18 protein-coding genes are annotated in these 24,067 nt (G+C 66.2%); 10 read left to right on the forward strand and 8 right to left on the reverse strand.

The window, feature by feature from the left end; genetic code table 11:
• The first annotated feature begins 21 nt into the window (after positions 1 to 21).
• From AC3ANP_RS10595 to AC3ANP_RS10625, 7 genes are all read left to right on the forward strand, one after another.
• Positions 22 to 2,757: a helix-turn-helix transcriptional regulator gene (locus AC3ANP_RS10595; RefSeq protein WP_488330144.1), complete on the forward strand. Its 2,736-nt coding sequence runs from the start codon at positions 22 to 24 to the stop codon at positions 2,755 to 2,757.
• Between the two features lie 57 nt (positions 2,758 to 2,814).
• A complete protein-coding gene (locus AC3ANP_RS10600; RefSeq protein ID WP_488330145.1) occupies positions 2,815 to 5,460 on the forward strand; it encodes a helix-turn-helix transcriptional regulator in 2,646 nt (881 codons plus the stop codon).
• A 597-nt stretch (positions 5,461 to 6,057) separates the two neighbouring features.
• A complete protein-coding gene (locus AC3ANP_RS10605) occupies positions 6,058 to 7,371 on the forward strand; it encodes a SufS family cysteine desulfurase (protein WP_488333023.1) in 1,314 nt (437 codons plus the stop codon).
• A gap of 12 nt (positions 7,372 to 7,383) precedes the next feature.
• Entirely contained in the window at positions 7,384 to 7,848 is a 465-nt protein-coding gene (gene sufU, locus AC3ANP_RS10610; protein WP_488330146.1) for a Fe-S cluster assembly sulfur transfer protein SufU, read from the forward strand.
• Between the two features lie 493 nt (positions 7,849 to 8,341).
• Entirely contained in the window at positions 8,342 to 9,763 is a 1,422-nt protein-coding gene (locus AC3ANP_RS10615) for a nucleotide sugar dehydrogenase (RefSeq protein ID WP_488330147.1), read from the forward strand.
• Between the two features lie 56 nt (positions 9,764 to 9,819).
• Entirely contained in the window at positions 9,820 to 10,827 is a 1,008-nt protein-coding gene (locus tag AC3ANP_RS10620) for a dTDP-glucose 4,6-dehydratase (RefSeq protein WP_488330148.1), read from the forward strand.
• Positions 10,828 to 11,052: 225 nt separating this feature from the next.
• Positions 11,053 to 11,655 carry a hypothetical protein gene (locus tag AC3ANP_RS10625; RefSeq protein WP_488330149.1) on the forward strand — a complete coding sequence of 201 codons (603 nt, stop codon included), beginning with the start codon at positions 11,053 to 11,055 and terminating at the stop codon, positions 11,653 to 11,655.
• Positions 11,656 to 11,674: 19 nt separating this feature from the next.
• Here the strand turns inward: AC3ANP_RS10625 and AC3ANP_RS10630 are convergent, their stop codons facing one another.
• On the reverse strand, positions 11,675 to 12,808 hold the full coding sequence (locus tag AC3ANP_RS10630; RefSeq protein ID WP_488330150.1) for a chitinase: 1,134 nt from the start codon (positions 12,806 to 12,808) through the stop codon (positions 11,675 to 11,677).
• Positions 12,809 to 13,209: 401 nt separating this feature from the next.
• Between AC3ANP_RS10630 and AC3ANP_RS10635 the strand changes: the two genes are divergently transcribed.
• From AC3ANP_RS10635 to AC3ANP_RS10645, 3 genes are read left to right on the forward strand one after another with little or no spacing between them, the layout of a single operon-like run.
• The gene (locus AC3ANP_RS10635) at positions 13,210 to 14,652 is read left to right on the forward strand and encodes a polysaccharide deacetylase family protein (protein WP_488330151.1); all 1,443 of its coding nucleotides are present in this window, start codon (positions 13,210 to 13,212) and stop codon (positions 14,650 to 14,652) included.
• A gap of 57 nt (positions 14,653 to 14,709) precedes the next feature.
• On the forward strand, positions 14,710 to 16,596 hold the full coding sequence (locus AC3ANP_RS10640; RefSeq protein WP_488330152.1) for a polysaccharide deacetylase family protein: 1,887 nt from the start codon (positions 14,710 to 14,712) through the stop codon (positions 16,594 to 16,596).
• The gene (locus AC3ANP_RS10645) at positions 16,593 to 18,035 is read left to right on the forward strand and encodes a glycosyltransferase family 2 protein (RefSeq protein ID WP_488330153.1); all 1,443 of its coding nucleotides are present in this window, start codon (positions 16,593 to 16,595) and stop codon (positions 18,033 to 18,035) included. Before AC3ANP_RS10640 ends, AC3ANP_RS10645 begins: the two co-directional genes overlap by 4 nt.
• Here AC3ANP_RS10645 and AC3ANP_RS10650 read toward each other — a convergent pair.
• The 7 genes from AC3ANP_RS10650 to AC3ANP_RS10680 form a co-directional block, all read right to left on the reverse strand.
• Entirely contained in the window at positions 18,032 to 19,135 is a 1,104-nt protein-coding gene (locus AC3ANP_RS10650) for a hypothetical protein (RefSeq protein ID WP_488330154.1), read from the reverse strand. The genes AC3ANP_RS10645 and AC3ANP_RS10650 overlap by 4 nt on opposite strands.
• 410 nt (positions 19,136 to 19,545) lie before the next feature.
• The gene (locus AC3ANP_RS10655) at positions 19,546 to 19,683 is read right to left on the reverse strand and encodes a hypothetical protein (RefSeq protein WP_488330155.1); all 138 of its coding nucleotides are present in this window, start codon (positions 19,681 to 19,683) and stop codon (positions 19,546 to 19,548) included.
• A 136-nt stretch (positions 19,684 to 19,819) separates the two neighbouring features.
• Positions 19,820 to 21,133, reverse strand: a complete 1,314-nt coding sequence (locus tag AC3ANP_RS10660) for a UDP-glucose dehydrogenase family protein (RefSeq protein WP_488330156.1) — start codon at positions 21,131 to 21,133, stop codon at positions 19,820 to 19,822.
• A gap of 27 nt (positions 21,134 to 21,160) precedes the next feature.
• On the reverse strand, positions 21,161 to 21,523 hold the full coding sequence (locus AC3ANP_RS10665) for a VanZ family protein (RefSeq protein WP_488330157.1): 363 nt from the start codon (positions 21,521 to 21,523) through the stop codon (positions 21,161 to 21,163).
• 258 nt (positions 21,524 to 21,781) lie between these two features.
• Positions 21,782 to 22,003, reverse strand: coding sequence for an SCO4848 family membrane protein (locus tag AC3ANP_RS10670; RefSeq protein WP_488330158.1), 222 nt, complete (start codon positions 22,001 to 22,003; stop codon positions 21,782 to 21,784).
• 3 nt (positions 22,004 to 22,006) lie between these two features.
• The gene (locus tag AC3ANP_RS10675; protein WP_488330159.1) at positions 22,007 to 22,504 is read right to left on the reverse strand and encodes a DUF2505 domain-containing protein; all 498 of its coding nucleotides are present in this window, start codon (positions 22,502 to 22,504) and stop codon (positions 22,007 to 22,009) included.
• A gap of 47 nt (positions 22,505 to 22,551) precedes the next feature.
• Entirely contained in the window at positions 22,552 to 24,063 is a 1,512-nt protein-coding gene (locus AC3ANP_RS10680; protein ID WP_488330160.1) for an SDR family oxidoreductase, read from the reverse strand.
• Between the last annotated feature and the right edge of the window lie 4 nt (positions 24,064 to 24,067).

Below are 24,067 nucleotides of genomic sequence, written 5' to 3' on the forward strand. Positions count from 1 at the left end.
TTGATTGCGAAGGTCTCTCCCATGTTTCAGCAAGAAGCCGGCTTGCCTGCGGGCAGCGGCAAAACAGACACGATTTCGCGCACTCAACAGCCGTCCCAGGAGCGGCAGGAAAAACCATTCGCCCGGCGGCATGTGGTTTCGGAGATCGTTGAAACCCTGACATCCGGCTCCGGCTGCGGCGTCGTCCTGGTCGGTGAGCACGGCGCGGGAAAGTCCTTCATTGCCCAGCGTGCCCTTGAGCAGCTGGGCAATGAGTACTTGGTGGTCCAGGTGCGGGGAAGTTCCATCTCCTCCAAACTTCCCTACGGCGCCCTCAGCGTGCTGCTGAACGACCTGGACTCCTCCCATTTGGAACACCCCCTGATGGTGCTCCGCGGCCTCACCCAGTTGCTCCATTCAAAAGCCCAGGGACGTCCCATCGTCATCTTCGTGGACAACGCCCACGACCTCGACGACCTGTCCTGCATGATGGTGGCTCAGCTCAGCGCCGGTGGCCACGTTACGCTGCTAGCAGCCTGCGTTGACCTGCCGCATGTCGGCGGCGACATCATGGGACTGTGGAAGGACGACCTGCTCCGCCGCGTCGACCTGGAGCCGTTCGATTTCGCCGAGACCGCTGCAACCCTCAACCGGGAATACGGCGGGCACTTTTCGCACACCGCGGCCCGCGCGCTTTGGAGCGCCAGCGGCGGCAACGCCCTCTTCCTCCATTCGCTGGCGCGTGAACAGATCAAGCTCGGCACGATTGTCCGGCAGGGGAGTGCCTGGGTCCTGACCGGCCGCCCTATCGCCCTGACCGGTGAAGTCCGCGATGTCATTAAGGCCCGGCTGAACAGGCTCAGCCTCGGCCAGCGGGATGTTTTCGAGCTCCTGGCACTCGCCGGCGCCGTCCCGCTGCAGACGTTGATGGGAATCTTTAACCCGCAGGATATGGACAATCTGCAGGAGCGGGGCCTGATCCAAGTCAGCCATGAGCATCCGCCGCTGGTCAGCGTCGCGAACCCGGTGACGGCTACCATCGTTGCCGGTGTTGTTCCTCCTGGCCGCAGTGCGGAACTCCGTCGCCGTCTTAATGCCGTGCAGTCCGACGCTGCGAAGGCCGAGCCCACCGGCTCCGCGGATGTGGCCTGGGCTCTCGACTGCGGTGAGCAGATCAGCCCCGAGACCGCGCTCGCGGCCGCACGGCTGGCGAACAAGGCATCGGACCCGGCGGCAGCGTTGCGGTTTGTCCACGAAATCGACGGCCTGGGGGCGGCGGCCGGCGTGGCGATCGAATCCGTGCAGGCCCACATCTCGGTGAACAACGACGAGTCTGCACGGATGGTGCTGCACGGGCTGGAAGCATCGGCCCAGACTGAGCCGGCGCTGCTTGACTGGGTCACGCTGGAACTGCTGCAGGCCGAGCTGGACCAGCGCAGCCCCGGCACGGCCGCCGCTGCCCGGCAGCGACTGGACCAGGTCGGCCAACGCCTTAGCGCAGCGACCGCGGACGACCCTGCGGTTCTGGCAACCTGCAGGGAGCAGTTGCGCCTCGCCGAGTTCAAGCTGGCCGCCTTCGAAGGCCGCTACGCCGACATTCTCGCCCGCCGGTTTGAGGGTGATCCCGGGCTGGCGACCGAGACCGGTCTCCTCACCGCGAGCCTGCTGTGTGAGGCCCTTGCCGTCAGCGGGGACGTACTGGAGGCCTTGGCGCTGGATAAGCGGATCATCGCAGCGGCGGCAAGCGTTTCCCTGACGGATCGAACCATCCGCGACGTACGCGGCCGGTTCCTGCTCCTGATGCTGCTGTCCGCCAAGTTCCGCGATGCTTCAGCCTTCCTTGCGGCCACGTCAGCAACGGATGAGCCGCAGGGCCGGCTCGGGGGCATGTTCGAAATCGGACAGGGCATCGTGGATCTTCACGAAGGGCATCTCGAAGGCGCAATCCCTTGGCTCGAAGCCGGCATGTGGCAGCTGAAAGTGCAGGATCCGGACGCCCTGTCCGGACTTGCCACGTCGGCCTGCGCCTACGCGATGGCACTGGCCGGTGACGAGGAAAGGGCCGGCCAGTTGCTGGCCGACCTGACACAGCCGCGCCGCCAGGCGTCGTGGCTGGTCCGCCGGCTGACGCGATACTTCGAGCTCTGCTCACTCGCGGAACTCGGGCAGCGCGCGTCCGCGATCAGGACCCTCGCGGCCGAGGCGGACCGTGCGGACGAAGCCGGTGCCCCGACGTCCGGCCTGCTCTTCCTCTCGGCGGCAGCACGACTGGGCGACCGGCAACTGTGCCAGAAACTGTCCGGCATGGCGCCCCGGGTGACGGGACAGTTTGCAGTGCTGTGCCAGCGCCTTGCCGATGGGGTCAAGGAAGGTGCCAGCGAGCAACTCCTGGCCGTCGCCAGGGACGCAGAAGCCGCCGGCAACGCCGTCTTCGCACGCGACGCCGCCCGGCGGGCGGTCTATTGCGCCAATGAGGCCGGGAACCGGATCGCACTGCGGACGGCGCAGCGAACCGAACAGTCCCTCGATGACAAGTTCGGCAGCCCTAAAAACGGGCTGCATTCGCTGACCACCTCATCCCTGACGGCCCGGGAATGCGAAGTGGCGGTCCGGGCGGCGGCCGGTGCGTCCAACCGCAAGATCGCCGAGCAGATGCATGTCTCGGTCCGCACGGTGGAGGGCCATTTGTACCAGGTGTACGCAAAACTGCATGTTGCGAGCCGATCGGAGCTCAAGGATGTCATCTCCGGCCCGGCTGCCAGCGCACGCATCGGTTGACCCGCACGGCTGGATCGGCGGCACTCCGGTCGCGACTGACACCGAGGGCGGACCCTGATGGACAGCCTGAGCGGTGGCGACGGCCTGATTGGCCGCTCCGGCGTCGTGCGGGAAGTGATCCGCTGCCTGCGCGACGCCGGCGGCGCCGGGGCCCTGGTTGTCGGCAGTTCAGGATCCGGGAAGACAGCGACGGTCAAGGCTGTCCTCGCCGAACTGCACCCGCAGGGCCCGGTGGTCAGGCTGGCGGCAACGCCGGCGCTCGCGGCCGTTCCGTTCGGAGCGCTGGCCCCCTATCTGGCCGGACTCCCGTCCGAGGATTTGGACTCCTACGCGGCCGTACTGGGTGCGATCAACGCCAGCCTGAAGAGTGAGCCGGTCCCTACGTTGTTCGTCGTCGACGACGCCCATCATCTGGACCGGGGAACCGTAAGGCTGCTCGCGGAGGCAGTCGCAACCGGTGCGGCGAGGCTGCTCGCCACCTGTCTGCAGGGTCCTCTGATCCCGGAAGAGTTCCTGGCCCTGTGGGACGACGGCATCATTGCCAAGTTCGATGTGGCGCCCCTGAACCGTGCGGAGGTGCACCAGCTCTGCGAACAGCTGTTGCGGGGCGACGTGTCCCCCTGGGTCAGTGAGCTGTTTGCCGGATTGACGGAAGGCAACCCCTTCATGTTGATTTCGCTGATTGAGCATGCGCGAACAACGGAGACGATCGGCCGGCGGCACGGCACGTGGTTTCTGCTGGCACCGCCGGACCTGGGGGGCGTCCCGGCCGCGGACCTGGTGGATCACCAACTACGTTTGCTGTCCCCGGAAGAGAAGACAGCCGCCGCGCTGGTGGCCTTGGGGGGCCCGTTAGCGCTCGGACAGGTTCTCCGCTTCAGCGGCCCCCGCGCGCTAGACGCCCTTGAGATGGCCGGGATCATCAAGGTCTTGCGGGGCCCGGAACGCCTCGTCGCACCGGCCAGCCCCTTGATCGGCGAAATCATCCGAAGCCGCGTTCCTGCAGGCCGGAGCGCGAGCCTGCGGGCCAGCCTCTTGGCTATTCCGTGGTCTGGGACGTCGCCCCCTGGTTCCCGGCTAAACCAGCTCCGCTGGGCGCTGGATACCGGCGCGGATCTGGGCTCCGCGGAACTGCTTGAGGGCGCGGCAGCGGCAAACATCGCTTTCGATACAGCGACCGCGCTGCGGGCCGCGGAAGCCGTTCGGGACGACAACTTCCGGTCCGAGGCGAGTCTCCAACTCGCCTATGCCAACTACCTTCGGGGCCGCCGCGACGTGGCTGCGGGCCTCCTGAATTCTGCAGGCCCGGTCCGCTACGGCCGCCCTTCCTACGCTGCGGCCCTCCTCGCCGCGCGCCTGGATGGCGTTCTTGCGTGGGAGGTGCCACGGCGGGCCGCCGAGGGGGATCCCCGGGCGGAGGGACCGGACGAACTGTACTGGACCGGTCCCGGCCCCGGCCTCGCCGCAGGCCTCCTGCAACGCCGCTGGGACGGAGACCCGGCGCAGTTGCAGGACCGGCTGCAGGAACTGATGGGCGCCGCGGCGGAGAACCCGGACCTCCGGATACCGGCGGCGTCCCGCCTGGCCGGGGTCTGGACGGCGCAGGGTCTGGTGCTGGCGGCCCTAAGCCTGGACCGCGAAGCCTGGCAGGGCGCACAAAGCGGCCAGCTGACGTTTCCCCTCATCTACGAAGACACGCTGGCCCGGCACTGCCTGACCCTGATCCGTGCCGGCGATTGGGACGAGCTGGCCTCGGTCCTCGACCACTACGTTTCGAACCTTCCCACGCGGCTGCTGTACAGCGGGGGACTGGTGCATGTGATGAGCGGCTACTCCCGGCTGCGCCAGGGGCGGATTCCGGAAAGTCTGGCTGAGTTGCTGCTCGCGGTGGACGAGCTCCGGATCGCCGACCCCTGGCAGCTGCTGGCCTTCACCCACGCCGTCACGGCCTACGCGGCGGCGGCAGCTGGACGGGGCGACGAGGCGGCGGAGCAGGCCGCCGCCTTCCGGGACGCCGACTACGGCGAACCGGAGACCCTGCGGCTGCTCGCAGAGGCCTACGCCAACGCCGCCGAGATAGCCGGTAGCCGCGCCGGCGGCGATGCCCGCCACGAGCTAGACCGGCTCGCGGCGGAGGCCGAGCGCCAGGGACTCAGGGCGGTGGAGGCGGACATCCGCAGGCTCGCGCTCCGTGGCGGGGACCCCGCCGCAGCGCATGCGCTCGCGGCCAGCAGCGTTGCCGTCGAAGGTCCCGAATCCGGGTTGCTGCGGTCCTACGCCTTGGCGGTCGAAGCCGCCGATGCGGACGCATTGATGGCACTGAGCGACGAGGCAATGAGCGCCGGTTACCTGCTGCTGGCCCTAGAAGCCGGCCAGCAGGCGGCCCACCTGCTCGAAGGCGACACGGACAGGTGGAAGCTCTCGGTGGCGCAGCGGAAGGTGCGGCACCGCCTGGCTGCTGCCGGCCTGTCGGACCAGATGGAGATCATCCGGGGCGACCACTATGCCGAGCTGACCCCCCGGGAGTCCGAGATACTCAAGCTTGTGGCGGCAGGGTCCTCCAACGCTGAGATAGCTGCGGCCCTGACGGTCTCGCAGCGGACCGTTGAGGGACACCTGTACCGGATCTTCGGAAAACTCGGGGTGAGCAGGCGCGCCGAACTGGTGGAGCTGCACCACGACCTGCCGCCCGGCCAGCGCTAGGCAGTTTCGGCCGGTGTCCCGGGGCAGGGACCCCACTGGGACGGGGGAGACGACTGCGTAACCACCACGTGGCACAGAGGCTGCTCGGGAGTACGCCTAAGTAGTGGGACCCAGCGGGGCGCCGGAGAAGTAGGGTAACCCCTACTCGTGCACGGACCGGCCCCGCGCGATTGACTTAACTCAGTCCCGGGAACACCATCCCGATCCCGACTCCTTCACTGGAACCGTATGGTGCATTCGCAGCAGCCATACCCCAAGGACGGAGCCGGCGGCGTCAGAGCCTTCTGAGACCGAGGCTCTCCCCCCAGCCGCCGTCGGCTCCCTTAACCGGTCTGCACCGCGTTTATGGGGAAAAACAAGGGGGTACGGCGGCCAGCCGACGCACCTTCATAGCTCCACCAACCACGATGCCCCGCAGCGAACCGCTGCGGGGCATCGTGGCGCCCAGCGGTCCGGCCCAGCGGTCCGGCGACGTTGCCGCCGCGGCGCACCCCCGCGGCGCTGGAACGTGGGACAATTAGGTCTAATCCGTGTGACGTAATAGGGCCAGCCGGACGGCAGGTTCGTTGCGCCGCAGCGAATACCGATCCAGGAGTTCTGCCTATGGTTGCCACACCAGCCCATCTGCTCCGCTCGGCCACAGCGCTGAGCAACGAGGAGGTCAGGAGGATCCGCAACGACTTTCCGATCCTGAACCAGTCGGTCAACGGGCACGCGCTGGTTTATCTGGACTCCGGCGCCACCTCGCAGAACCCGCTCAGCGTGTTGGAAGCGGAGCAGGAATTCTACGAGCAGCGCAACTCGGCCGTGCACCGCGGCGCGCACCACCTCGCCGTGGAAGCCACCGAAGCCTTCGAGGATGCCCGGGCCACGCTGGCGGCCTTCATCGGCGCAGAGCCGGACGAACTGATCTGGACGTCGAACGCCACCGAGGGCCTGAACCTGCTCAGCTACTCCTTCCTGAACGCCTCCCTGCCCGGCGCCTCCGCGGAAGCGGCCCGCTTCGCGCTCCGTGCCGGAGACGAAATCGTGGTCACCGAAATGGAACACCACGCCAACCTCATCCCGTGGCAGCAGCTCGCCGAACGAACCGGCGCCACGCTGAAGTTCATCCCGGTCGACGACGCCGGCACCCTGGACCTCGACGCCGCCCGCTTGCTGATTGGCGGCCGCACCCGCGTGCTGGCCTTCACCCACGCCTCGAACGTGCTTGGCACGATCAACCCGGTGTCCACGCTGGTCGCGCTCGCGCGGGCCGCCGGGGCCCTCGTCGTGCTGGATGCCTGCCAGTCTGCCCCGCACCTGCCGATCGACGTGAAGGCCCTGGACGTGGACTTCGCCGTGTTCTCCGGACATAAGATGCTTGGGCCCACCGGAATCGGTGGCCTCTACGGCCGGCTGGACCTGCTCAATTCGATGCCGCCCTTCCTGACCGGCGGTTCGATGATCACCACCGTCACCATGGAGCGCGCCGCATTCCTGCCCGCGCCGCAGCGGTTCGAGGCCGGCACGCAGAAAATCTCCCAGGCCGTGGCGCTCGCCGCCGCCGCCAACTACCTCAGCGAGACCGGACTTTCCCGGATCCACGCCTGGGAAGCGGAGCTGGGCCAGCGGCTCGTGCAGGGGCTGGAATCCATTGCCGGGATCCGTGTGCTGGGCCCGGACGCTGGCCAGGACCGGATTGGCCTTGCAGCCTTCGACGTTGCCGGGGTGCACGCGCACGACGTCGGCCAGTTCCTGGACAGCCGCGGCATCGCCGTCCGCGTGGGGCACCACTGTGCGCAGCCCTTGCATCGGCGTCTGGGGCTGACGGCAAGTACCCGGGCCAGTACTTACCTTTACAACACCACCGACGACGTCGACGCCTTCCTTGCGGCCGTCGCCGGTGTCCGCAGCTATTTCCAGGCCTAAGGACGGCATCGCATGAGTCTTGACCAGCTGTACCAACAGATCATCCTCGAACACTCCAAGGCGCGGCACGGCAGCGGCCTCTCCGGCGCATGGGTGCAGGATGGGTCCGGCAGCGGCCAGTCCCACCAGCTCAACCCGGTCTGCGGCGACGAAATTACGGTCCGCGTCTCGGTCGCGGAAGGCAAAGTCAGTGAGCTTCGCTGGGACGGGGAGGGCTGCTCCATTTCCATGGCGTCCGCCTCCGTGCTGACTGATCTGGCGGAGGGACTGGACCCGGCCGAACTCCAGCGGGTCATCGACGCCTTCCGTGAGGTCCTGCGATCACGCGGCAAGGTGGCCGCCGATCCCGAGGTCCTGGGCGACGCAGCCGCCTTTGAAGGCGTTTCCCGCTACGCAGCACGCGTGAAGTGCGCCATGCTGTCGTGGGTGGCCGCAGAGGACGCACTCGGCCAGGCCGTGGCCGGACACCCCGCCTAGCTGTCCTGCCGGCTCAGCCCTGAAGCCCGGGTGGGAATTCCGCCCTCAAGGAGGAGCTTCCGAAACAGGCGTTCCGCCCGGTTGCCGCCTGCCGAAAATTGGGCTCAACACCCGCCCGCCCGCACATCCCCGTCCGGTTCCGGCGAGTAGCCAACCGAGTGGTGGAGCGCCGCAGAAACGGGTATCTCGCTGTCGCTTCCGTGCTGTACCCGCAACAAAGACGGGTAGGTCCCACTCGTGCCCGACATGGTGGTTGGTTTCTACTCTGGATCATGTTGGGGCATAGAAAACACGGGGAAGCGGTCTCCCGGAGAATGCTAGATGCACCTGACTCTCGGCAGCGGGGGCCACTGAACTCTGTCCCCGGATCGTTCGACGTCAGACGCGACTATTCGCCCGGAAGCGGCTATCCAGTTCTGAATCGTAGGCCAGCTTTGCCAACGAGACACAGAATTTCAGCGGGACAGCAAGAAAACCGGGAGGGCCAAGGATCATGACGCCGAATACTAGGACAAAAAACCGCCGAACCAAGGCGCCCGAACTCCCGCCACTCGTGGAAGCAGCGGCCCCCTGGCCGGACGAACTCCCCGGGAAGCCGGCCCCGACGCGGGCCGTGTCGGGTGGGCCGCTCAATGAATCGGCGGAGGCCCAGCCGGCCTTCACGTTCGATGTGGCAATTGTGGGCCTGGGCTATGTGGGGCTGCCAACGGCGCTTGCCATCAATGCTTCCGGCCGGCGCGTGCTCGGACTCGATGTTTCCGAAGCGCGGCTGGCCACTATCCGGTCGCAGCAGGCCGATCTCCTGGACTCCGACAAGGCGCGGTTGGAAGCGGCCCTTGATGACCCGGCGTTCATGATCAGCAACGATCTCTCCCTGCTGGCCCGCGCCGCTGCCGTGGTCGTCTGCGTGCCCACCCCGGTGGACCCGTACCTCGTCCCCGACCTGGGAATTCTTCGCGCGGCTTGCGCCTCCGTCGTCGAATTCGCGGTCCCGGGCCAGCTCTTGATGCTGACCTCTACGACCTACGTCGGGTCCACCCGTGACCTGCTTGCGGCGCCGCTGGCGGCCAGGGGTTTGATCCCGGGACGGGACATCTACGTGGCGTTCTCGCCCGAGCGCATTAACCCAGGCGTGGACGCCTTTTCCCACGAGGACGTACCCAGGGTCGTCGGCGGGGTGACGCAGGCGTGTGGCGACGCTGCTGCCACCCTGCTCAGCGCAAGCACCAAGCTCGTCCACAAAGTCCCGTCCGCGGACGTTGCCGAAATGACCAAGCTCGTGGAGAACACTTTTCGGGCCGTCAACATTGCCCTGGCCAACGAGTTCGCTGATATTTGCCAGGGACTGGGCATGGAGGTCATGGACGTCATCGATGCCGCTTCGACCAAGCCCTACGGCTTCATGCCCTTCACACCCGGTCCGGGCGTGGGCGGCCACTGCATCCCTTGCGATCCGCACTACCTGCTCTGGCAGTTGCGGAAGGCCCGGGTCACCGCGCCGGTCATCGAACACGCGATGGCTGGGATCGCCAGCAGGCCGCATCAGGTGGTCGAGAAGGCACGCAAGATTCTCTCCGAGCGCAACCACGGTCTCACGGGCGCCCGGATCCTGATCGAAGGCGTGGCGTACAAGCCGGACGTCGAGGACCTTCGCGAGTCGCCGGCGCTGGAGATCATCGCGGAGCTCATCGCAGATGGCGCCGAGGTGGCCTACCACGACCAATGGTGCCCGAGCGCGCCGGATGGCCAGGGCGGCCGACTGGAGTCGTTGGCGGATCCCGAAGCCTGGGGAGCCGACCTCGTGATCTTGCACACGAAACATTCGGCGTCCGATACCGGCTGGCTCGTCACCGCTCCAGCCGTTCTGGACACCACCTATCGGCTTCCCAACGACGCCAACGTGACGCGGTTGTGAATCCGTAGGCCTCGGGACAGGAATACCGCGGCAGCCAGAACAAGGAAGCAGGAGCAATGAAGACCACAATCACTGGGGGAGCCGGCTTCATCGGAAGCCATCTCGTAGAACACCTGCTGGCCGCAGGCGACGAGGTAACCGTGCTCGACAATCTCTCCACTGGAAGGTTGGAGAATCTGCGCAACATGATCGGACACCGCAAGTTCCACTTCGTGGAAGGCGATATCCTCGACAAGCCGGCAGTGGACAGGGTTGTCGCCGGTTCCGATCGGGTTTTTCACTTGGCGGCCGCCGTCGGAGTCAACCTGATTGTTGAACACCCCCTGGAAAGCCTCCGGACCAACATCCACGGGACGGAAGTCGTCTTGGACTCCGTTCTCCAGGCAGGCGCCACCCTGCTGTTGGCCTCGACCAGCGAAATCTACGGAAAAAACACGGCGGACAGCCTGGACGAGGAGTCCGACCGCATTCTCGGTTCTGCGCTGAAGTCCCGGTGGACCTACGCCGCAGCCAAAGGCATCGACGAGGCGTTCGCGCATGCGTACTGGCGGGAGTTCGGACTCAAGGTCGCGATCGTGCGGCTCTTCAACACGGTGGGACCGCGGCAGACCGGCCGCTACGGCATGGTCGTGCCCCGGCTGGTCAAGCAGGCCCTGGCCGGCAAGCCGCTGACGGTCTACGGCGACGGCAAGCAGACCCGCTGTTTCTCCTACGTGGCGGACATCGTGCCGGCGATCACGAGGATTTCGGAGGAACCGACGGCGTACGGCAATGCCTACAACCTCGGGGGCAGCTACGAGATCTCCATCCTCACCCTCGCCGAGCGGATCGTGGAGCTTCTGGGCAGCGAGAGCGAGATCAGCTTCGTGCCGTATGAGCAGGCCTACGCCGAAGGGTACGAGGATATGCGTCGCCGCGTCCCGGATAACAGCAAGGCCCGGCAGCTGGTCGGGTTCGACCCGAGCACGACCCTCGACCAGATTATCCACAACGTCGCGGCCGACCACCGCTCACGCTCGTTGCGCACCCCGGTCCACCGGACGGCGACGATGGCTGCGAATTAGTTCCGTCCAGTGGTTTGAACAGCTTATATTGGTGATCGGCAGCCAGGGGCGGAAACAGTGGAGCAAAAGGCACAGCGACATCTGAAATCAGCATTCAAGCGACTTGCCGCGGCGGGCCTCGTGGGAGTGTTGGCGGTGTCCTGCACCGGACCACAGCCGTCTCCCAGCCCAACCCCGCAGCAAGGGTACCCGTGGCACACCGGGATTGTCGCAACAACGTTCTGGGTGGGCGAAATCTTTGACCCCAAGGCGTCCGATGGCAGCCAGGTCGTCTCCACCTACGACAGCCAGTGGATGCAAAGCTACGGTGGGTGCGACGGCGTCCTGAAGAACGGTTGCGAAACGGAGGCCCGGACCAGCGCCAATGACTATTTCCCCACCAGCATGACGCCGCGGGAAAACCCCTTCTACCTGGATCTTCCCTACGACGATGTGAACGACACGTCCGCGTTCGGGGAACGGGCCGCCGTCGTTCCGTGGGCGAAGGAAGCATCTTTGGCCGGACAGGCCGGCAACCACCGGGTCAGTTACATGAAGAACCGCTGGGTCAAGATCCGGATGAACGGCAAGGAGTGCTTCGGTCAAATCGAGGACGCTGGACCTGGACAGTATCGGGACAAGGAATACGTCTTCGGCTCCGACGACGCCAGACCCAAAAACAAGGAATTCAACGGAGCAGGGATGGACGTTTCACCCGCGCTCAACGGCTGCCTGGGCTTCAAGGACCTGAACGGACAGGACGACAAAGTTGACTGGCAGTTTGTGGACCGCAAGGATGTCCCGCCCGGGCCATGGCTGAAATTGGAGACAACGAGCCCCGTCCAGTAGGCGCCATCCGGGTGGCGTATCACTTCATCCTGCCCGTTAGACCGGCGCCGAGGAGTTCCGAAAACTCCCCGGGACTCTGGCTGACGCCGCTGCAGACGTGGGTGGCGGTGTCCGGGTCGGCCGCCGCCGGGCACGCCACGTCACGGTTCAGCGACCACATCGACAGGCGCTGGACGCCCTTCCCGAGCGCAAATTCGCGGATCTTCCTGGCTGCGTCCTGGTCGAACACCTCACCCGGAAGACTGTTCTGACCAATCATGGGCGTGATGCCCAGCTTGGCCCAAAGCTCGTCACTGCCCAGATTGATGCCGGCTCGCTGGTAGACGATGCTCAGCTGGTCGTGCGTGGCCGTGGCCGCGGAGGTGGAGGCATCCAGCATGCTTTGGGATCCGGGACGGCTCTCGCCGTAGTTCATCGTCATGACATTGACGCCGGTCAGCTGGACCCCGGCGTGGAGCATTTGCTCGACGGCGGTGAGCCCTGCATCTGTGAGGCCGCGCGGGGAGACCGGAAGCGTCAGCCAAACATCGAGCCGGTCGTCGCCAGACCCGCGCTCGTCTTGCAGTTCCCGGACAACGCGGGCCCTGCGCTCGCCGGCGGCCGCGTCGGACAGGTTATCGCCTTCAATGTCGAAGTCCAGGGCCACCGGGCCGTAGCGTGCCACGACCTGCCTATAGGCGTTCTTCAAGGCCGCTTCGTCCTGGCAGGAATTCGCCAATTCCAGGTTGAGCTCACCCCCGAACGACACCGCCACCCTTCCGCCACGGGATTTGAACGCCCTGACCCGTTCATCCAGATTCAACGCCTGGTCCGCCGCATCCATCGAGTAATGCAGCCCCCAGCTTGGTACACAAGGTTGGTCCGGAGACGCGACCACGAAGGCCATGATGACGTCTTTGCTGCCGCCGTTTTCGAATGCGTACGGCGGGCTGACGGTGACGTCGGCATAGCCGGCGAACCAGCTTGGATCAGCGGCATGCCGCCCGGCGCCGAGACTAGCCATCAGCACCACCGCCATGGCCGCCACGACGGCAATGATCGAGGTGCCGAGAACGCGTCGCCTGAGGGCTGGGTCCCACTCCGACCAGACGCGGCGGGGTCCGCTCGCGGCACGCGGATCCGGGGTGCGGTCCGGGTCGCCGTTCGCTGTCATTCGGCCCTCGTGTCCTCTGCGGCTGGGTCATAACAACACCATTTCACCACGATCAAGAGCCGCCACGCCGCCGGATGGAAACAGCGCCTTGAAGAAGCCCTCCGGGAACATCTACGTGGCGAGAAGTCGAGTAGTCCGCCAGCCCATACTCGCAGCAAGACACGGGACAGGCAGGTGATCCCGGGCAAAAACGCGTAGAGGCCACTCGTGTCCTGTTGGCGGCCGCTCTCTACGCTGTGGGTGTCGGTTGCAGAGGGTGCACAGTGATGGAGAAGAAGCAGGTCTCAGCTCTCCGCAGAGGATCGTCGTCGTCCTGGGCCGGCAAATGCTTGACCGCCAGTGAAGGGCAGCTACCTGGGTGGCTGCGCAGGCCGGTCAGCACGATGAGAGGGGCATCTGCCATGACAAACCATCCGACGAACAGGGGCGGGGTTAAAGGCCGGGTTCGGCCGCTGTCGGCTGGCGCTCCCGCTCGCCGGGCCAACCTGAGGTCGGCCTGGGTTGTCTCCTCGCTGCTGGCAGTCGCGGCGCTGGCGCTTTCGGCCATGCTGGTCCCCAGGCCCGGAACCGCGCCGGCCGCTCCTAACGCGGCGGGGGAGGGGCTCGTCGGCGCCGCGGGGCCAGCACTGACCAGCGTGAGCTTCACGTTCGACGGCGGCCGCTCGAGCCAGCTGGCAGCAGCCGCGGTCCTCAAGGAGGACGGCATGCGCGGTACCTTCTTCATCAACTCAGGCTTTCTGCAGGAGCCCGGCTACATGAGGGTGGAGGATCTCCATGCCCTGGTGGCCAACGGCAACGAGATCGGTGGGCACACGGTGACGCTGGCGGACCTCAGCATCGTTACCGGGGACGAGGCCGCCCGGCAGGTCTGTTCCGATCGCAGCAACCTCACCGAGCTCGGTTTTAAGGTCTCATCCTTCGCTTACCCCTTTGCCGCCGTCACACCCGCCGCCGAAAACCAGGTGGCTGCCTGCGGCTACAACAGCGCCAGGAGCGGTGCGGACCTCCGCAGCCCGTTTGGATGCGCCAGCTGCGATGCAGCGGAACTGGTCCGGCCCGCCGACCCGTTCCGGTCCCGCTCCGTCATCGAAATCGGCAACGCCTGGCGTCTCGCCGACCTTCAACAACTCGTAACGGCGGCGGAGGAGCGGGGTGGCTGGTTGCAACTGGTCTTCTACGACATCGATGACACGGGATCGCCGCGATCGGTGACGCCCCAGCTGTTCAAGGATTTCGCGGCCTGGTTGAAGCCCCGGAACGAGACGAAGTCGACTGCGGTCCGTACCGTTCACGAGGTGATCGGTGGGGGCGTGAAGCCCGCGGTCCCCGGCCCGACCGCTCCGCCGGCACCTACGGGGGTCAACGCCATCAAGAACCCCGGCCTGGAAGCGGCGGGAAAGTACGGGTTGCCACAATGCTGGGAGCTGGCCTCGTACGGCGAAAACCAGCACGAACTGAGCGTCCTCAGTCCTGGCCACGAGGGCACCATTGCCCGCCGCCTGGACGTAACCGGCTACAAATCCGGCGACGCCAAGCTTTTGCCCACGCTGGACCTCGGCGAATGCTCTCCGAGCGTCGAGGCCGGGCACGCTTACACGATTAGTGCGTGGTACACCTCCACGGCGCCCACGCAGTTCGAACTCTATTACCGCAACAAAGCCGGGGTCTGGACCTACTGGACAGCCAGTCCCTGGACCCCCGCCACGCCTGCATACCAGTACGCCCGGTGGACCACGCCCGCCGTCCCCGCAGACGCGGTGGGCATCAGCTTCGGCCTGAACCTCTTCAACAATGGCGAGCTCGCCACCGACGACTACGAGATGTTGGATGCCGGCAAGCCCTGACTTCCCCCCATCAGTGTGCAAGCCAGCCCGGCTGGCCGCAATGTAAGGAATTGAGTAATGCTCATAAACGAGACTGGACGAACAACTTCATTTCATCGCGTTCGCGGCCCGCGCCGACTGGCCGGCTGGTGGTCTAAAACCGTTACGGTGGCCGCGGTATTCGGCCTGTCTGTCGCGGGGCTTGCGGCCGGGATGGTACCGGCAACGGCGGCGGCACCAACGGTGGTGACGCTGACGTTCGACGACGGGAATGCGGACCAGATGAATGCCGCACAGATCCTAAACAACAATGGATTCAAGGGAACGTTCTATATTCCGTCTGGTTCCGTCGGCACGGCCAATTACCTGACGCTGGCGAATCTCCAGGGGCTTGCCGCATCCGGCCATGAAATCGCAGGTCACACTGTCACCCACCCGGACCTGACGACCCTGACGACGGAAGAAGCAACGCGGCAGATCTGTAATGACCGGGTCAACCTCACGAGGTGGGGTTTCCGCATCACGAGCTTCGCCTACCCCTTCGCTGCTGAGAACGCCACTACTGAAGGGATCGCCAAGAACTGCGGCTACAACAGTGCCCGGGGCCTCGGCGACATCAAGACTCGGTTCAGTTGTCCCGGCTGCCCTCTTGCGGAGACGATACCGCCAGCCAATTACTACAACACGGCCGCGCCTGACGAAGTGGATTCATCCTGGACTCTGGCGGATCTGCAGAAGTCGGTCACCCAAGCTGAACCTGGCGGTGGATGGGTGCAGTTGACCTTCCATCACGTAGCCGCCACGAGCGCTGACCCGCTGAATATCACGCCGACGCTGTTGACGCAGTTCGCGACGTGGCTCAAGGGGCGGCCCGGGACGACTTCGGTGAAGACCGTGGATCAGGTGATTGGCGGTACCGTGAAACCCGTTGTTGCCGGGCCTGCAGTTCCCCCACAGGCGACCAGCGGCAACCTGGTGAAGAATCCTAGCCTCGAGACGCTGGTCAACGGCGCACCCCAGTGTTGGCAGGCCGGGGGCTACGGAACTAACACGGCCGCGTTCAGCGTAGTCAGCCCAGGCCATACGGGCAGCGTCGCCGAACGGCTCGTCGTGACGGGATACGCTAACGGGGACGCGAAGTTTCTGCCAGCATTGGATTTGGGCGGGTGTTCACCCGCGGCCACAGGGGGACATACTTATAACCTCTCCACCTGGTACAAATCCACCGCCAGCACGCAATTTGCCCTCTATTACCGAACGGGTCTGGGCTCCTGGGTATATTGGACCTCAAGTCCTTGGTTCGCGCCCGCGACCACTTTTCAAAAGGCGGGGTGGACGACACCCGCGCTTCCTAGCGGCGCGACCGGAATCAGCTTCGGGCTCAACCTATTCAGCAATGGCACGTTGATCACTGACGACTACGAAATGCTCGACACGGCGACAGCCCCTGCGCCGGCCCCGCCGCCGTCCGGTACCAACCTGGTGCAGAATGCAGGCCTCGAGACTGCCGGGACGGGGACGCCGCAATGTTGGCAGGTGGCTGGCTACGGTGCCAATACCCCAGCCTTCAGCACGGTGACAAGCGCCCACAGTGGTAGGGCCGCCGGGCGGTTGACCGTCAGCGCCTACGGTAGTGGGGACGCGAAGCTTCTTCAGACACTCGACAGCGGTTCCTGCGCCCCCCCGGCGGTCGCCGGCCACACCTACTCGCTCCGGGCCTGGTATACGTCCACGGCCGTCACCCAGTTCACGGTGTACTACAGGAACGCGGCGGGAGTCTGGACCTACTGGACATCCGGTCCCTGGCTGGCCGCGTCGCCAGCATACGTTCAGGCTAATTTCACCACGCCGGCCCTGCCTGCCGGTGCAACGGCTGTCAGCTTTGGACTCAACCTGTTCAGCAATGGCGTGCTCACTACCGACGACTATGCCATGTACGACTCAGTAGGAGCGCCGTCGCTGTGACTGTCCTGTTCGTGATCCTTGTCCTGGGTGTTACCACTATCTTCTGGACGCTGGTGGGCCTGATGCGGGTGGCCAGGGAACAGTACGACCTGTACAGGGCGACGAAGCCTGCCCTGGGATTTACCGGCCGCCGCCTGTGGTGGGCACGGGATCAGGCTGGACCGGGCGGCCGACGCTTCCCGACCCTTCCGTCCCAAGGCAGGGCCGGCAGGATCAGCCGGATTCACGGCAGGCGTAAGGCCAAACCTGCCATGCTGCGGCCTGCCGACGTCGCCGTCTTGATTGCCGCCCACAACGAGGCGCTGGTGATCAGCGAAACCATCCGGGCCGTGACTGCTTTGGTTCCCATCGAGAACGTTCATGTCATCTCGGATATGTCCACGGACGACACGGCGGAAATCGCCCGCCGGGCAGGAGCTAAGGTCCTCGAGTTAGCCCCCAACCGGGGCAAGGCCGGCGCGCTGGCTGCCGGGATCGCCCACTTCGAACTGTGCCGGGATTTCCAGGTGGTGATGCTGCTCGACGCGGACACCAGGCCTGCCCCGGACTACCTCGCCACCGGGCTGCCGCTCTTCGCGGACCGGACGGTAGCGGCCGTGGCGGGCCGCGCCAAATCGATCACGAACCCGACGTCCCCGAACGGGCTGGGACGCTTCCTGGTGGCCTACCGTGAGCGGCTGTATATCCTGGTGCAGTTGCTGCTGAAGTACGGCCAGGCCGCCAAGGGCGCGAACGTCGTGTCCATTGTGCCTGGTTTCGCGAGCATGTACCGCACGTCCGCACTCGAAAAGGTGGATGTCTTGGGCCCCGGCCTGGTCATCGAGGACTTCAATATGACCTTTGAGCTGCACGCGAAAAAACTGGGCAGGATCGCCTTCCATCCTGCCGCCGCCGTGGCCTATACCCAGGACCCGGACACGCTTTCCGACTACATCAAGCAGGTGCGGCGCTGGAGCCTGGGGTTCTGGCAGACCGTGCGGCGGCACAGGGTACGGGCTGGGAAGTTTTGGCTCGCGCTGACCGTGTACATTATCGAGCTGCTGTTCAGCTGTGTGTTCTTCGTGCTGCTTGTTCCGGTCCTGTTGATCTCGGTCCTGGCCGCGCTGCAGCTGCAGACCGGAAACACCTCGCCGGAACTGATAGCCGTGGCAGGTCTGCTCCGTCCGCAGGACGTCCTGCTCGGCGTATTCCTGCCCGACCTACTCCTAACGATCGTCGCAGCCGTGGCTCTGCGGCGCCCCTCGCTCCTGTTGCTGGCACCATTATTCCCGCTGATGCGAATCCTCGACGCAGGAATTTGCCTGATGGTGCTGCCTCGGGCATTCTCAGCCCACTCCACTGGCGTCTGGACGAGTCCAGCCCGGCGGGCCCAACACGAGCCCCCCAGCGGAGAACCGCTGGAGAGCTCGGCTGCGAGGGACGCGCCCGCGAGCAGCTAGCTGACGCCGGAGGTCGTTTCGACCTTGAGCCACGGACCATCGGGTACGTTGGCGCGGTCGATGAAGGACCACGACACCCGGTCCCCGCTGCCGTCAAGCTCGGCGAATCCCAAGCAGCCGTTCAATGCAGGGGAAACATCCATTCCCGCGCCCTGGCTTGCGTCGGCGGAGAAGTCGCCGTTGGCCGGCCGGCGGTCGTCCGCACCGAAGACGTAGCCGGCATCGTGGTACTGGGTGCCGCTGGAGGGGCCGGCATCCTGGATCTGTCCGTAGCAGACATTGCCGTTGGGGCCGGTGAGCTGGACCCAGCGGTTCTTCATGTAGCTGTAGTTCGAATCGGCGCAGTGGTTCACGCCGGTGGCGGCGTTGTCAGCTGCTGCCCACGGGATCACCTGGCAGCGCTGCTGGAACGCCACCGCATCATTGACATCGTCGAACGGCAGGTCTAGGTAGAAGGGATTTTCCTTCGGCAGGGGCTGATTCTTGGGGAAATAACCGTTGGACGCGTCCCGGGCTTCGGTGGCGCAGCTGAAGTTGCTTCCGCTGCCCGAGCTGATGCCGTCGCAGCCGCCGAAGATGCTGCCGGGGCAGCCCGAGGCCGAAGCCGGGGTGGTGCCCAGGTTGACCCCGGTGTGCTGGAACGCCCACTGGCCGTGGTAGGTGGAGCAGACCTGGGATCCGTCAGCGAGGCTTGCGTTGAAAATTTCGCCTACCCAGAACGTGGTGCTGATGATATTGGTGTGCACCGGGTAGGGGGTGGAAACCGGGGCGGCCTTCGCCGGAGCCGGGGCCGGAGCGGCTGCCTCGGCGGGGACCACCGGTGCAGCAGGACGGTTCGCCGTGGCGGCCTCGGCCGGCGCTGCTGACTCGGCCTCGGCCGTCGCGGACTGACTGGCCGACGCCGTCGCCGATGCGCTGGCCGACGGCGTGGCGGTCCGGGTGGGATCCGTGGTGCTGGAGGTAGGGGTAAGGCAGTGGGCTGCCTGGCTGCCGGGCTGGCAGGCCTCTGCAGACGGCGTTGAAGCAGCGGCGCACCCGGACGTGAGTCCGGCGATCAGGACAACCAAGGTTGCCAGGCGGAATTTATTGAGGTGTTTCATCGGTGGGTGCAAATTCTGTTGGGGACATGGAAAATGACAGCGTGCTGCGAGTGGCGGCATGCTGAAGTTCGGCCGCGACGGCACCGCCACCCATGGGGCTGCGGTCTCCCGGTTGGGCGCCACATGGGCGGCCAACCACACCGGCAAGCTCCCCCCGGAGGGCCAGGTGATACGTGCGGCACGCAAAGACCAGATCGTGCAGGGTCAACCATACATGCGGGTCAGCTCTCGGTTGCCACGCCGGAGGCGCCAGGGGGCTGGGAGGTGATCATTCTCACGTTCTAGCCTGCCGCCCCCCCGGCGAGGGCCGCCCCGGCGCACGGAAGCCGCCGCAGGCAGGCCGGCGGCATTAAAAGAACCCGGTCGACACAATGTCGACCGGGGTTGTCAATTTCCTGTAAAAAACCGGGTCAATGCGGAAAAACCACCATCACCCAGGAAAGGAGAGCCAGCAGGATCAGCGCCGAATACATGGACCAATTCTTGCCGGCGGACTTGCGGTGGCTTCCGTGCCAGACCCGCTCCATGCCGTTCATGTCCGTGCTCATGGGTCGATTCAACGCCCGGAAAGCCGGAAGTTTAAGCGTGCCGCTCACTCAACAATGTGGGCCCGGGCCACCTAGTCGAGACGGTTCCCTACTCGGATGAAGCGTCCCGCGGCCGGGTAGCCGGGACCGGCAGCTGCTAAGGCCTGCCGAGGCCCTTATACGTCCAGCCTGCCGCACGCCATTTGGCCGGGTCGAGCACGTTCCGCCCATCGAGGATCCTCGGCGCGGACACCAGGGCCAGGGTGTCGTGCGGATCAAGCTCCCGGTACTGCCGCCACTCGGTCAGCAACAACACCGCGTCGGCCCGGCGCAGGGTAGCCTCCAGGTCCGGCTCCAGCGGAAGCTCGGGGAAACGCTTGGCCGCGTTCGCCAGCGCCTCCGGGTCGGTTACCGTTACCACCGCTCCCTGGAGCTGCAGCTGCGCGGCCGCGCTCAGCGCCGGTGAGTCCCGGACGTCGTCGCTCTCCGGCTTGAACGCCGCGCCGAGGACCGCAATCCGCTGGCCCATCAGCGAGCCGCCGCACAGTTGCCGGGTAAGCTCCACGACGCGGGTCCGGCGGCGCATGTTGATCGCGTCCACCTCGCGCAGAAAAGTCAGGGCCTGATCCGCGCCCAGCTCGCCGGCGCGGGCCATAAACGCCCGGATGTCCTTGGGCAGGCAGCCGCCGCCGAAACCGATCCCGGCGTTGAGAAATTTCCGGCCAATCCGCTCGTCCAGCCCGATCGCGTCCGCCAGCCGGGTGACGTCAGCGCCGGTGGCCTCGCAGACTTCAGCCATTGCATTGATGAACGATATCTTTGTGGCCAGGAAGGAGTTCGCCGCGGACTTGACGAGTTCGGCGGTGGCGTAGTCGGTAATGAGCCGCGGCGTACCGCCCGAAAGCGGCGCCGCGTAGACCCGATCCAGGACCGCGACGGCGGAGTGGTCCTCACTGCCGCCCGGAACGCCGTAGACGAATCGGTCGGGATTCAGGGTGTCGGTGACGGCATGGCCCTCGCGGAGGAACTCGGGGTTCCAGACCAGGGTGGCGCCTGACGCCGTCTCGTCAAGACGGTCGGCCAGCCGGGCAGCGGTGCCCACCGGCACCGTGGACTTCCCGGCAATGATGTCGCCGGGGGACAGCTGACCGGCCAGCGCCTCCACCGCCGCGTCGACAAAGCGCAGATCCGCCGCGTTTTCGCCGCGCTTCTGCGGGGTTCCCACACAGATGAAATGCACTTCTGCCCCGCGGGCGGCGGACATCTCGGTGGTGAACTTGAGCCTGCCTGATTCCTCAAGTTCGGTCAGGAGGTCGTCCAGTACAGGTTCGTAGAACGGCGCCCGTCCCCGGGACAGCTGCTCCACCTTATTTGCGTCGACGTCGATGCCGACCACGTCGTGACCCAGTTTTGCCATGCACGCTGCGTGGACCGCGCCCAAATACCCGCAACCGATAACCGAGATCCGCATTCCAAGATCCTCCCCCGGATGGTGTGATCACAGAGTACGTGCTGACGTCCCGTTTCGGACAGGCCTCCGGCGCGGCATTAGCAGCAGGGCAAGCAAAGCGCCAAGAGTGGCGCCGGTGGCGTTCGCCAGAACGTCGGCCAGGGTGGCGTAGCGGGCGGGCAGAAAAAGGAGCTGCGTCAGTTCAATGGCGCTCGACGTCAGCAACCCGGCAACCGCACCTACCCACCAGTGGCTCTTTCCAACAATCCAGGTCACGAGTGCACCCAGCGGGATGAAGATCAGCACGTTCGCGGCGGACTCGATGAAGCCGTAGTCCACCCAGGCTGGGACGCCCCGGAGGTGCAGCGCCTGCAGCGCGCCGGCCAGCAGCCCGGAAATTGGGCGGTCCACGGGCTGCGGCCAGAGAGCTACCGTGGCCAGGGCCGCGGCATAAGTGAGGAGTCCCAACATGGCGACGCGACGGGACCGCAAACACATCCCCCTCACCTGGGTCGGATATCCCCCCGATTCTAGCCCCGAACGCTCCGCGCGTGGCGCCGCGGGGGAGCTTAACCGGCCCTCAACCGCCGCCGGACGCGGCCGCCGGAACAATCCAGCAACCGCGTCCCGGAGCAATTCGGCAACCGCGGGCCGGGGCAAGTACGGGGATCAGCCGAGCAGTGCGCCGACCCCGATCGCGGCAGTCGCCGCGCCAAGCACCATCGAAATGCTGACCAGCACGACGTGGACCGTAAGGAACCGGGTGGCCTTGCCGCCGGCGTCGCGGGCCCGGGGGTCTTTCAGAACCCGGCGGAGGAACTGCGGCCAGACGACCAAGGACCAGACGCCGGCCACGATCAGGACCACGGCCAGAGCGGCCGGTAGCTCCATGGGCTAGTGGCTCTCGAGCCAGGCCTGGGCCTGGGTGGACTGGATGTTGAGTGCCTTGCCGACCATCGGTTCGGCGGCGTCGGCGATCTTCCCGCCCAGGAACGGTACGGATGAGGTGACGGTGCCCTCCAGCTCGATCCGGGTGCTGCCGCCGTCGGCCACGAGGCGCTGCACGGCGTTGACGTCCAACGGCGCGCCGGCGACCTTCAGGGAGATATTGCTCTGCCGGGAACCGTCCGCAGCCGGGGCGCTCCAGCTTTCCAGCTGCGTGACCTTGAGGCTCTCGCCGACGAACTTGCGGGCCAAATCGGGCATGCGGTTGGTCGGAATGGTGCGGACCGTGGTGGTGTTGAAGGCGCCGGCGGTGTCGCCGTTGACGGCAAACGATTCCAGGGTTCCGCCGACGAGTTCGCTGGTGTGGCGCAGGAAGTCCTCGTTGACGAAAACTGCCGTCACGCTTTCAACGCTGTGCGGAAGGGTGGTGGATGCGCTCAGGGCCATTGGGGTCCTCCATGGGGTGGATCTGGTCGTTTCGGGCTCCCAACATCCTATGCGGTGGGCCGCTCCGGTTTCGATTCGACGGACATCAGCTGTTGCGCCGCCGCCGAGATGTTCCGCGACATGGCGGGAAAAATGAGGCTGTGGAAAGGCAGCACGGCCAGCCAGTACAACCGGCCGCTCAGCCCCTTGGGAAAGAAGATGGCCCGCTGGCGGTAGCGGCTGCCGGCGCCGTCGGGTTCCACCGACAGTTCCAGCCAGGCCCGGCCCGGAGCGCGCATTTCGGCGCGCAGCCGGAGCAGCCGGCCGCGGTCGATCCGCTCGACCCGCCACCAGTCCACCACTTCGCCTTCGGCCAGGAGGTGCGGGTGCCGCCGGCCGCGCGCCAGCCCCGCGCCCCCGGTGAGCTTGTCCAGCCAGCCGCGCACGCTCCAGGCCAGCGGCAGCGAATACCAGCCGTTGCGTCCGCCGATGCCTTCGATGATGGTCCAGACGTGTTTCGGGTCCACCGGGCTGGAGTAGGCGCGCTCGTCGACATAGACCCGGTGGCCGGCCCAGTCCGGGTCGCTCGGCAGCGGATCGGCGTCGGCCCCGGCGTTGGCCCACGTCGTCTCCACCTGCCCGTCGCGTTCCTTGCCCAGGGCCAGGGCCACTGCCCGCCGGTAGGGGGTGAGCCCTCCCTCTGGCTGCGGGATGTAGGAATCGATGTCATGCTCCCGCGATACGGCGTCGTGCTGCAGCGATTCCACCAGCGGCAGCGACATGGACAACGGGATCGGGGTGGTCAACGCGACCCACATCCCGGCAAGCTTCGGCGCGGGGATCGGCAGCGCCAGCACCACCCGGTGCGGCAGCCCGGCCTCCGCGGCATATTCCTGCATCATGCCCGCGTAGCTGAGCACCTGGCGGGAGCCGATGTCGAAGGTGCGGTTGATCGGCCCTTCGAGCGCTGCGGCCCCGACCAGGTAGTGCAGCACGTCCCGCACCGCGATCGCCTCGATCTTGTTCCGCACCCAGCTGGGGGCGGGCATCACCGGCAGGGTCTCGGACAGGTGCCTGATCATCTCGAACGACGCCGAGCCGGAGCCGATCACGACGCCGGCCTGGAACACGATCGCATTGACCGGGCCGTCCAGGAAGACCTTGCCCACGGCCTCCCGGGACCGCATGTGCGTGGAGAGCTCGGCCCCGGAGGGGTGCAGGCCGCCGAGGTAGACGATCCGGCCGACGCCGGCCCCGGCGGCTGCCTTTGCCGCCGTTTCGGCCATGGCCTTTTCCTTGGCTTCGAACCCGGAGCCTCCCGCCATTGAGTGGACGAGGTAGTAGAGCACGTCGACGCCCTCGAGCGCCTCGCGCAGCGCAGCGCCGTCATCGAGGCTGCTCTGGACCACCTCGACCTGCTCCAGCCACGGGACGCCGGCGACTTTCGCCGGGGTCCGGACCAGGACCTTCACCCGGTGCCCGGCCTCGAGCAGGCGGGGGACCAGCCTGCCGCCAATGTACCCGGTGGCGCCTGTCACGAGCACCGTCTTCGTGTTCGCAGCCCCGGGGGTGCCGTTCATGGGT

This window comes from Arthrobacter sp. JB02-1C (assembly GCF_057748045.1).

Bases quoted from the DNA above. Each gene is read 5' to 3' on its own strand.
- AC3ANP_RS10655 (WP_488330155.1), bottom strand. From the start codon at position 19,683: ATGAGCACGGACATGAACGGCATGGAGCGGGTCTGGCACGGAAGCCAC.
- AC3ANP_RS10670 (WP_488330158.1), bottom strand. From the start codon at position 22,003: ATGGAGCTACCGGCCGCTCTGGCCGTGGTCCTGATCGTGGCCGGCGTC.
- AC3ANP_RS10595 (WP_488330144.1), top strand. From the start codon at position 22: ATGTTTCAGCAAGAAGCCGGCTTGCCTGCGGGCAGCGGCAAAACAGAC.
- AC3ANP_RS10620 (WP_488330148.1), top strand. From the start codon at position 9,820: ATGAAGACCACAATCACTGGGGGAGCCGGCTTCATCGGAAGCCATCTC.
- AC3ANP_RS10660 (WP_488330156.1), bottom strand. From the start codon at position 21,133: ATGCGGATCTCGGTTATCGGTTGCGGGTATTTGGGCGCGGTCCACGCA.
- AC3ANP_RS10640 (WP_488330152.1), top strand. From the start codon at position 14,710: ATGCTCATAAACGAGACTGGACGAACAACTTCATTTCATCGCGTTCGC.
- AC3ANP_RS10635 (WP_488330151.1), top strand. From the start codon at position 13,210: ATGACAAACCATCCGACGAACAGGGGCGGGGTTAAAGGCCGGGTTCGG.
- AC3ANP_RS10675 (WP_488330159.1), bottom strand. From the start codon at position 22,504: ATGGCCCTGAGCGCATCCACCACCCTTCCGCACAGCGTTGAAAGCGTG.
- AC3ANP_RS10630 (WP_488330150.1), bottom strand. From the start codon at position 12,808: ATGACAGCGAACGGCGACCCGGACCGCACCCCGGATCCGCGTGCCGCG.
- sufU (WP_488330146.1), top strand. From the start codon at position 7,384: ATGAGTCTTGACCAGCTGTACCAACAGATCATCCTCGAACACTCCAAG.
- AC3ANP_RS10615 (WP_488330147.1), top strand. From the start codon at position 8,342: ATGACGCCGAATACTAGGACAAAAAACCGCCGAACCAAGGCGCCCGAA.
- AC3ANP_RS10600 (WP_488330145.1), top strand. From the start codon at position 2,815: ATGGACAGCCTGAGCGGTGGCGACGGCCTGATTGGCCGCTCCGGCGTC.
- AC3ANP_RS10680 (WP_488330160.1), bottom strand. From the start codon at position 24,063: ATGAACGGCACCCCCGGGGCTGCGAACACGAAGACGGTGCTCGTGACA.
- AC3ANP_RS10650 (WP_488330154.1), bottom strand. From the start codon at position 19,135: ATGAAACACCTCAATAAATTCCGCCTGGCAACCTTGGTTGTCCTGATC.